This is a genomic window from Algibacter sp. TI.3.09, assembly GCF_038154905.1.
Classification (GTDB): Bacteria; Bacteroidota; Bacteroidia; order Flavobacteriales; family Flavobacteriaceae; genus Algibacter.
Window position 1 is genome coordinate 264,619 of sequence record NZ_JBAKAN010000004.1, and the last position, 10,648, is coordinate 275,266.

At 34.6% G+C, this 10,648-nt stretch carries 6 protein-coding genes; all 6 read left to right on the forward strand.

Features of this window, described 5'->3' with window-relative positions:
- Position 1: 1 nt before the first annotated feature.
- Positions 2-691 carry a 50S ribosomal protein L1 gene (gene rplA, locus V6246_RS14535; protein WP_341561152.1) on the forward strand — a complete coding sequence of 230 codons (690 nt, stop codon included), beginning with the start codon at positions 2-4 and terminating at the stop codon, positions 689-691.
- Positions 692-710: 19 nt separating this feature from the next.
- Positions 711-1,232 (forward strand): 50S ribosomal protein L10, encoded by a 522-nt coding sequence (gene rplJ / locus V6246_RS14540; RefSeq protein ID WP_159018195.1) that lies wholly within the window; start codon positions 711-713, stop codon positions 1,230-1,232.
- A gap of 63 nt (positions 1,233-1,295) precedes the next feature.
- Entirely contained in the window at positions 1,296-1,670 is a 375-nt protein-coding gene (gene rplL, locus V6246_RS14545) for a 50S ribosomal protein L7/L12 (protein ID WP_341561153.1), read from the forward strand.
- A 191-nt stretch (positions 1,671-1,861) separates the two neighbouring features.
- A complete protein-coding gene (gene rpoB / locus V6246_RS14550; RefSeq protein ID WP_159018193.1) occupies positions 1,862-5,674 on the forward strand; it encodes a DNA-directed RNA polymerase subunit beta in 3,813 nt (1,270 codons plus the stop codon).
- 93 nt (positions 5,675-5,767) lie between these two features.
- Positions 5,768-10,069 (forward strand): DNA-directed RNA polymerase subunit beta', encoded by a 4,302-nt coding sequence (gene rpoC, locus V6246_RS14555; protein ID WP_341561154.1) that lies wholly within the window; start codon positions 5,768-5,770, stop codon positions 10,067-10,069.
- 128 nt (positions 10,070-10,197) lie between these two features.
- The gene (locus tag V6246_RS14560; protein ID WP_042499282.1) at positions 10,198-10,515 is read left to right on the forward strand and encodes a DUF3467 domain-containing protein; all 318 of its coding nucleotides are present in this window, start codon (positions 10,198-10,200) and stop codon (positions 10,513-10,515) included.
- The last annotated feature ends 133 nt before the right edge of the window (positions 10,516-10,648 follow it).

Below are 10,648 nucleotides of genomic sequence, written 5' to 3' on the forward strand. Positions count from 1 at the left end.
AATGGCAAGATTAACAAAAAAGCAAAAAGACGCTTTAGCGAAAATTGAAAAAGGAAAAGTATATTCTCTTACTGAAGCATCAGCCTTAGTGAAAGATATTTCTAACATGAAATTTGATGCGTCAATTGACTTAGCAGTACGTTTAGGAGTAGATCCACGTAAAGCTAACCAGATGGTGAGAGGTGTTGTTTCACTTCCTCATGGTACTGGTAAAGATGTAAAAGTATTAGCATTAGTAACACCAGATAAAGAAGCCGAAGCAAAAGAAGCTGGAGCTGATTACGTAGGTTTAGATGAGTATCTTGATAAAATCAAGAGCGGTTGGACAGACGTTGATGTAATTATCACTATGCCAAGTGTTATGGGTAAGTTAGGTCCTTTAGGACGTGTATTAGGTCCACGTGGTTTAATGCCTAACCCAAAAACAGGTACAGTAACTATGGATGTAGCAAAAGCTGTAACAGAAGTGAAAGCTGGTAAAATTGACTTTAAAGTTGATAAAACTGGTATTGTACACGCTGCTATTGGTAAAGCATCTTTTAGTGCCGATAAAATTGCAGGTAATGCAAATGAATTATTAACAACTTTAATGAAACTAAAACCAACAGCTTCTAAAGGTGTTTATGTAAAGAGCATATTTATGTCTTCTACAATGAGCCCAAGTATCGCTGTTGATCCTAAAATTGGTTAATTAAGTTAAAACTTTTATTATGACAAGAGAAGAAAAATCACAAGTAATTGAGGAGTTAACTGCAGAATTAGCTAATAATGCAAATATCTATTTAGCTGATATTTCAGGATTAAATGCAGATACTACTTCAAATTTACGTCGTGCTTGTTTTAAAGCAAACGTAAAATTAGCAGTTGTTAAAAATACATTACTTGAGAAAGCAATGGAAGCATCAGAAAGAGATTTCGGAAACCTTCCATCTGTATTAAAAGGAAATACATCAGTTATGTATTCTGAAACAGGTAACGTACCAGCGAAACTTATTAAAACATTCCGTAAAAAATCTGATAAGCCTTTATTAAAAGGTGCATTTATCGAGGAGTCTGTTTATATCGGTGACGATCAATTAGACATGTTAGTTGATATCAAGTCTAAAGAAGAGTTATTAGGAGAGATTGTTGGATTATTACAATCGCCTGCTAAAAACGTTATTTCAGCACTTAAATCAGGTGGTGGAACAATAGCTGGACTTATAAAAACACTTTCTGAGAGATCAGAGTAGTATTAAATAGTACGCACTTTATTACATTATATTATTATTAAAATTTATTAAAACGATAGAAAAATGGCAGATTTAAAAGATTTCGCAGAACAATTAGTTAACCTTACTGTAAAAGAAGTAAATGAGTTAGCAACTATATTAAAAGATGAGTACGGTATCGAGCCTGCTGCTGCTGCTGCAGTTGCTGTTGCTGGTCCTGCTGCTGGTGGAGAAGCTGAAGAAGCTCAAACTGAATTTGATGTTATTTTAAAAGCTGCAGGTAGCTCTAAGTTAGCTGTTGTAAAATTAGTTAAAGAATTAACTGGTTTAGGTTTAAAAGAAGCTAAAGGTTTAGTTGATGATGCACCAAGTGCAATCAAAGAAGGTGTATCTAAAGACGAAGCTGAAGCTTTAAAAGTATCTTTAGAAGAAGCTGGAGCAGAGGTTGAGTTAAAGTAAGCTTAACATCTCAAGAACATAACGGTTTAGGTCTGGAGCACGCGCTACCAGACCTAGACCATTTTGTGTATAATAGTATTTATACCAAAAGCAATACCCAAAACAACTCAAATTACTTGACTTGTTTTTTGCAGTTTAATTAGTGTTTTAAAGCACTATCATTATTTTTTTAATCATAATTCCGTCCATTGATGTTGTCAACACAAGCTGAAAGATTAAATTTCTCGTCTATTGTAAATAAGACAGATTATCCTGACTTTTTGGATATTCAGATAAAATCTTTTCAAGATTTTTTCCAATTAGAGACAAAATCTGAAGAAAGAGGTGATGAAGGTCTATATAATACCTTCATGGAAAACTTTCCTATCACCGATTCTCGTAATCAATTCGTTTTAGAATTTTTAGATTACTTCGTAGATCCACCAAGATATGCTATTGAAGAGTGTATTGAGCGTGGTTTAACATATAGCGTTCCGCTTAAAGCTAGGTTAAAGTTATATTGTACCGATCCTGAACACGAAGATTTTGAAACTATTGTTCAAGATGTTTATTTAGGAACTATTCCTTACATGACACCTTCTGGTACGTTTTGTATCAACGGTGCCGAGCGTGTGGTTGTATCTCAGTTACACCGTTCACCTGGTGTATTCTTCGGTCAATCTTTTCATGCTAATGGAACAAAATTATATTCAGCAAGGGTTATACCATTCAAAGGATCATGGATTGAGTTTGCTACCGACATCAATCAAGTGATGTACGCATACATTGATAGAAAGAAGAAATTACCTGTTACAACGCTTTTCCGTGCTATCGGTTTTGAGCGTGATAAAGATATTTTAGAGATTTTCGACTTAGCTGAAGAAGTTAAAGTATCGAAATCTGGATTAAAAAAGTACTTAGGAAGAAAATTAGCAGCCCGTGTATTAAATACATGGCATGAGGATTTTGTTGATGAAGATACTGGTGAGGTAGTATCAATTGAGCGTAACGAGATTGTGCTTGATCGTGATACTATTTTAGATAAAGACAACATAGAAGAAATTCTTGAAGTTGATGTTAAAACTGTTCTTTTACATAAAGAAAGTAATGAACAAGGCGATTACGCTATTATTCATAACACACTTCAAAAAGATCCAACAAACTCTGAAAAAGAGGCTGTTGAACATATATATAGACAATTACGTAATGCTGAGCCGCCAGATGAGGAAACTGCTCGTGGAATAATTGATAAATTATTCTTCTCAGACCAACGTTACTCTTTAGGAGAAGTTGGGCGTTACAGAATGAACAAAAAATTACAGTTGGATATTGGTATGGATAAGCAAGTGCTTACCAAAGAAGATATCATAACGATTATAAAATACTTAATCGAGCTTATTAATTCTAAAGCAGAGATTGATGATATTGATCACTTATCTAACCGTCGTGTACGTACAGTTGGTGAGCAGTTATCTTCTCAATTTGGTGTTGGTTTAGCACGTATGGCTCGTACTATTCGCGAGCGTATGAACGTTCGTGATAACGAGGTATTTACTCCAATAGATTTAATTAATGCTAAGACATTATCGTCTGTTATTAATTCTTTCTTCGGTACAAACCAGTTATCTCAATTTATGGATCAAACCAATCCATTAGCTGAGATTACACATAAGCGTCGTTTATCGGCTCTTGGACCAGGTGGTCTTTCGAGAGAAAGAGCAGGGTTCGAGGTTCGTGATGTTCACTATACACACTACGGCCGTTTATGTCCAATTGAAACTCCTGAGGGACCAAATATTGGTCTTATATCTTCACTTTCAGTATTTGCTAAAGTGAACTCAATGGGATTCATTGAAACGCCATATAGAAAAGTAACTGATGGTGTTGTTGATATTGTTAACGAACCAACTTATTTAAGTGCAGAAGAAGAAGAAGAAAAATTAATCGCACAAGCAACTGTAAAGGTTGATGAAAACGGTAAAATTTTACATGACAAGGTAATTGCACGTATGGAAGGTGATTTTCCTGTTATCGAACCTACAAGGTTAGATTATACAGATGTTGCACCAAACCAAATTTCGTCTATCTCGGCTTCTTTAATTCCTTTCTTAGAGCATGATGATGCGAATAGAGCGCTGATGGGATCTAACATGATGCGTCAAGCAGTGCCTTTATTAAGAGTAGATGCACCAATTGTTGGTACAGGTTTAGAGCGTCAAGTAGCTTCAGATTCTCGTGTTTTAATTAACGCAGAAGGAAGAGGTGAAGTTCTTTATGTTGATGCTAATGAAATTAAAATTAGATACGACCGTACTGAAGATGAAGCTAAAGTAAGTTTCGATAGCGATATCAAGACTTATAAATTAGTGAAATTCCGTAAAACGAATCAAGGTACTTCTATCAACCTTAAGCCAATTGTGGTTAAAGGAGATATAGTTGCTAAAGGTCAAGTTTTATGTGAAGGTTATGCAACTCAAAAAGGTGAATTAGCTCTTGGTAGAAATATGAAAGTAGCCTTTATGCCTTGGAAAGGGTATAACTTTGAGGATGCAATTGTAATTTCAGAAAAAGTTGTTCGTGAAGATATATTTACATCTATTCATATTGATGAGTATTCTTTAGATGTTAGAGATACAAAATTAGGTAACGAAGAGTTAACTAATGATATTCCTAACGTTTCTGAAGAAGCTACTAAAGATTTAGATGAAAACGGAATGATCCGTATTGGAGCAGAGGTTAAACCTGGTGATATCTTAATTGGTAAAATTACGCCAAAAGGAGAATCTGATCCAACTCCGGAAGAAAAATTATTACGTGCTATCTTTGGTGATAAAGCAGGTGATGTTAAAGATGCGTCGTTAAAAGCGTCTCCTTCATTACATGGTGTTGTTATCGAGAAGAAATTATTCGCAAGAGCGGTAAAAGATAAGCGTAAAAGAGCTCAAGATAAAGATGATATCTTAGCTTTAGAAGCACAATACGATAGAAAGTTTGAAGATTTAAAAGATGTTTTAATCGAAAAGCTTTTCAATATTGTAAACGGAAAAACTGCTCAAGGTATTTTTAATGATTTAGGTGAAGAAGTATTACCAAAAGGTAAAAAATTCACACTTAAAATGTTAAATGCTGTTGATGATTATGCGCATTTAGTGTCTGGAAAATGGACAACTGATGAGCACACAAATACATTAGTTGCCGATTTAATTCACAACTATAAAATTAAAGAGAACGATTTACAAGGATCTTTACGTCGTGAGAAGTTTACCATTTCTGTAGGTGATGAGTTACCAGCAGGAATTATCAAACTAGCTAAAGTTTACATCGCTAAAAAGCGTAAACTTAAAGTAGGTGATAAAATGGCAGGACGTCACGGTAACAAAGGTATTGTTGCTCGTATCGTTCGTCAAGAAGATATGCCATTCTTAGAAGATGGAACGCCAGTTGATATTGTATTAAATCCATTAGGTGTACCGTCTCGTATGAATATTGGTCAAATTTATGAAACAGTTCTTGGATGGGCTGGTCAAAAATTAGGTCGTACTTATGCAACGCCAATCTTTGATGGTGCAACTATAGAACAAATTAATGGATTTACAGATGAAGCTGGAATTCCAAGATACGGACATACTTATTTATATGACGGTGGAACAGGTAAGCGTTTCGATCAACCAGCAACAGTTGGTGTGATTTACATGCTTAAACTTGGACACATGGTTGATGATAAGATGCACGCACGTTCTATTGGACCTTACTCATTAATTACACAACAACCATTAGGTGGTAAAGCACAATTTGGTGGTCAACGTTTTGGTGAGATGGAAGTTTGGGCACTTGAGGCTTATGGAGCATCAAGCACCTTACGAGAAATTTTAACTGTAAAATCTGATGATGTTATTGGTAGAGCCAAAACTTACGAAGCTATCGTAAAAGGAGAACCAATGCCAGATCCAGGATTACCAGAATCATTCAATGTATTAATGCATGAATTGAAAGGTTTAGGATTGGATATCAGATTAGAAGAGTAAAAAAATAGTTGGCAGTTAACAGTCAACATTAAATAGACTATTTTTTAGACTAAATAATGTTGACTGAGAACTCAGACTGAAGACTTAAAAAACATGGCAAGAAAACAAGATAAGAATACAGTAAAGAGGTTTAATAAAATCTCAATTGGTTTAGCATCACCAGAATCTATTTTAGCAGAATCTAGAGGTGAGGTTTTAAAACCAGAAACTATCAATTATCGTACGCACAAACCAGAAAGAGATGGTTTGTTCTGTGAGCGTATCTTCGGTCCTGTAAAGGATTATGAGTGTGCTTGTGGTAAATATAAAAGAATACGTTACAAAGGGATCGTTTGTGACCGTTGTGGTGTAGAAGTAACAGAAAAGAAAGTACGTAGAGATAGAGTAGGGCACATTAACTTAGTGGTTCCTGTAGCTCATATCTGGTACTTCCGTTCTTTACCAAACAAAATTGGATATTTATTAGGATTACCATCTAAGAAGTTAGATATGATTATTTACTACGAACGTTATGTAGTAATTCAACCAGGTAATGCTAAAAATGAAGAAGGTGAACCATTACAAAAAATGGATTTCCTTACGGAAGAAGAATACTTAAATGTTCTTGAGTCACTTCCACAAGATAATCAGTATTTAGATGATGAAGACCCTAACAAGTTTTTAGCTAAAATGGGTGCTGAGTGTTTAATCGATTTATTAGCTCGTATTGATTTACAAGCTTTATCATATGAATTACGTCATAAAGCAAATACTGAAACGTCTAAACAACGTAAAACAGAAGCTTTAAAGCGTTTACAAGTTGTTGGAGCCTTAAGAGATTCTAATAAAAATAGAGAAAATCGTCCAGAATGGATGATTATGAAGGTTGTGCCAATTATCCCGCCAGAATTACGTCCTTTAGTGCCGTTAGATGGTGGTCGTTTTGCAACTTCAGATTTAAATGATTTATACCGTCGTGTAATTATCCGTAACAACCGTCTTAAAAGATTGGTTGAGATAAAAGCACCAGAAGTTATTTTACGTAATGAAAAACGTATGCTACAGGAATCTGTAGATTCGTTATTTGATAATACACGTAAATCATCAGCTGTAAAAACGGATTCTAATAGACCATTAAAATCATTATCAGATTCATTAAAAGGTAAGCAAGGACGTTTCCGTCAAAACTTACTTGGTAAGCGTGTTGATTATTCTGCACGTTCGGTAATTGTTGTTGGACCAGAATTAAAATTACATGAATGTGGATTGCCAAAGAATATGGCAGCAGAGCTTTACAAACCTTTCGTAATTAGAAAACTAATTGAAAGAGGTATTGTAAAAACTGTAAAATCTGCAAAGAAAATTATAGACAAAAGAGAACCAGTGGTTTGGGATATCTTGGAAAATGTTCTTAAAGGACATCCAGTATTATTAAACCGTGCGCCTACGTTACACCGTTTGGGTATACAAGCGTTTCAACCTACGTTAATCGAAGGTAAAGCGATTCAATTACACCCATTAGTATGTACGGCATTTAACGCCGATTTTGATGGTGATCAAATGGCGGTGCATTTACCACTTGGACCAGAAGCTATTTTGGAATGTCAGTTATTAATGTTGGCATCTCACAATATCTTAAATCCAGCAAACGGTTCACCAGTAACAGTACCTTCTCAGGATATGGTGCTTGGTCTGTACTACATGACCAAGTTACGTACGTCTACACCAGAAGTGAAAATTAAAGGTGAAGGTTTAACTTTTTATTCTCCAGAAGAAGTAGAAATTGCTTTTAATGAAGAAAGAGTAGACTTGAATGCTGGTATTAAGGTTAGAACTATCGACATTAATGAAGATGGTAAACTTGATAAAATGATTATTGAGACTACTGTAGGTCGTGTATTGTTTAATCAACACGTACCACAGTCTGCTGGATATATAAACCAAGTATTAACCAAGAAATCTTTAAGAGATATTATTGGTGATATTTTGAAAGCAACTTCTGTTCCTGAAACGGCTGATTTTTTAGATGCAATTAGAACGTTAGGATTTAAGTTTGCATTCCAAGGTGGTCTATCATTTAGTTTAGGTGATATTATTATTCCACCAGAAAAACAATCAATGATTGATAAGGCTAACACGTTAGTTGACGGTATAACCGGAAACTATAACATGGGACTTATTACTAACAACGAACGTTATAACCAAGTTATTGATATTTGGACTTCAACGAATGCTGAATTGACAGAATTGTCAATGAAACGTATTAGAGAAGATCAACAAGGATTTAACTCGGTGTTTATGATGCTTGACTCTGGAGCAAGGGGATCTAAAGAACAGATTCGTCAGCTTACAGGTATGCGTGGATTAATGGCAAAACCTAAAAAATCTACAGCTGGTGGTGGATCTATTATTGAAAATCCAATTCTTTCTAACTTTAAAGAAGGACTTTCAATTTTAGAATACTTTATCTCTACTCACGGTGCTCGTAAAGGTCTTGCGGATACGGCTCTTAAAACAGCCGATGCAGGTTACTTAACACGTCGTTTAGTAGATGTTTCTCAAGATGTTATTATTAACACTGAAGATTGTGGAACATTAAGAGGTGTAGAAGTTGAACCATTGAAGAAGAATGATGAAGTTGTTGAAACTTTAGAAGAAAGAATCGTTGGTCGTGTATCTTTAAATGATGTTTATAATCCATTAACAGAAGAGTTGTTAGTATCAGCTGGTCAGTTAATCGAAGATGATATCGCTAAAACTATTCAAGCTTCTCCAATTGAGAGTGTAGAAGTACGTTCTGCATTAAGTTGTGAGGCTTTAAAAGGTATTTGTGCTAAATGTTATGGACGTAACTTAGCTACAGGTAAAATGGTACAACGTGGTGAAGCTGTAGGTGTAGTTGCTGCACAATCTATTGGAGAACCAGGTACACAGTTAACACTTCGTACATTCCACGTAGGTGGTATTGCAGGTAACATTTCAGAAGAAAACAAGTTAATTGTTAAGTTTGATGGTGTTGCAGAAATTGAAGATTTAAAAACAGTTAAAGGTAAAGATAACGAAGGAAACGATATTGATGTTGTAATCTCTCGTACATCTGAACTTAAACTTATTGATAAGAAAACAGGTATTGTATTAAGTACAAATAATATTCCTTATGGTTCTACGATTATTGTTAAAAATGGTCAGAAACTAGTAAAAGGTGATGTAGTTTGTACATGGGATCCATATAACGGTGTTATTGTTTCAGAATTTGCTGGTAAGGTGAAGTATGAAAACATTGAGCAAGGTGTTACATATCAAGTTGAAATTGATGAACAAACTGGTTTCCAAGAAAAAGTAATTTCTGAATCTAGAAACAAAAAGTTAATTCCAACACTTCATATTGAAGATAGTAAAGGAGAGACAATACGTTCTTACAATTTACCAGTTGGAGCTCACTTAATGATTGACGACGGAGAAAAAGTTATAGTTGGTAAAATTTTAGTGAAAATACCACGTAAATCTTCTAAAGCAGGTGATATTACGGGTGGTCTACCTCGTGTAACAGAATTATTCGAAGCACGTAATCCATCTAACCCAGCAGTTGTTAGTGCTATTGATGGTGTTGTTTCTTTCGGAAAAATTAAACGTGGTAACCGTGAGATTATAATAGAGTCTAAAACAGGAGATATTAAGAAATACTTAGTGAAATTATCAAGTCAGATTCTTGTTCAAGAAAATGATTTCGTAAAAGCTGGTATGCCTTTATCTGATGGTTCTATTACTCCAAATGATATTTTAAATATCAAAGGCCCATCTGCAGTTCAACAATACTTAGTTAACGAAGTACAAGAAGTATATCGTTTACAAGGTGTGAAGATTAATGATAAACACTTCGAGGTTGTAGTACGTCAAATGATGCGTAAAGTTAGAATTATTGATTCTGGTGATACTATATTCTTAGAAGATCAATTAGCTCATAAAGCAGATTTCATATTAGAAAATGATGATATTTTCGGAATGAAAGTTGTTGAAGACGCTGGAGATTCAATTAACTTAAAAGCTGGTCAAATTGTATCGCCTCGTGAGTTAAGAGATGAAAACTCTATTTTACGTAGAGAAGATAAAACACTAGTGTCTGCAAGAGATGCACAGCCGGCAACGGCTACACCAATACTGCAAGGTATTACTAGAGCATCACTTCAAACTAAATCGTTTATCTCTGCGGCTTCTTTCCAAGAGACAACTAAAGTACTTAACGAAGCAGCTGTAGCTGGTAAGGTAGACTCTTTAGAAGGCTTGAAAGAAAATGTAATTGTTGGACATAGAATTCCAGCAGGTACAGGTATGAGAAGTTATACTGATATTATAGTTGGTTCTAAAGAAGAATTCGACGAGATGATGCAAGTAAAACAAGAGTTGAATTATAACTAGTATTTGTTATTCCCGCGAAGGCGAGAATCTATAAAATAAAAGCCTTCATGCATTAAGTTGCTTGAAGGTTTTTTTATTCATAATATTAACAAGGCTTCCTTAAAAAAAGAAGTAAAAACAAAATTTCAATGGCAAACGAAAAAGAAGCTCCTAAGCAAGGACAAATAAACATAGAGTTAGATGAAAAAGTAGCAGAAGGCACTTACTCTAACTTAGCAATTATAAATCATTCTGTTTCGGAATTTGTAGTCGATTTTGTAAACATCATGCCAGGTGTTCCAAAGAGTAAAGTAAAATCTCGTATTATTTTAACACCACAACATGCTAAACGTTTATTGAAAGCGCTAAGTGAAAATGTAACACGTTTTGAGAGTGCACACGGAGAGATTAAAGACTATGAGCAGCCTCCAATACCTTTAAATTTTGGTCCAACAGGTCAGGCATAATTTAGATTCATTCATAAAAAAAAGCAACTTATTTTAAGTTGCTTTTTTTTTGTTCCATAATTTGAGGTCTATGGGAACCTTATTTTTAGCCTGTTAACTTGTGAAAATCTTTTTTATTAAGATTTTTTAAGAA

Coding starts and splice junctions, on each gene's coding strand:
- rpoB (WP_159018193.1), top strand. CDS start 1,862: ATGTTGTCAACACAAGCTGAAAGATTAAATTTCTCGTCTATTGTAAAT.
- rplJ (WP_159018195.1), top strand. CDS start 711: ATGACAAGAGAAGAAAAATCACAAGTAATTGAGGAGTTAACTGCAGAA.
- rplL (WP_341561153.1), top strand. CDS start 1,296: ATGGCAGATTTAAAAGATTTCGCAGAACAATTAGTTAACCTTACTGTA.
- rpoC (WP_341561154.1), top strand. CDS start 5,768: ATGGCAAGAAAACAAGATAAGAATACAGTAAAGAGGTTTAATAAAATC.
- V6246_RS14560 (WP_042499282.1), top strand. CDS start 10,198: ATGGCAAACGAAAAAGAAGCTCCTAAGCAAGGACAAATAAACATAGAG.
- rplA (WP_341561152.1), top strand. CDS start 2: ATGGCAAGATTAACAAAAAAGCAAAAAGACGCTTTAGCGAAAATTGAA.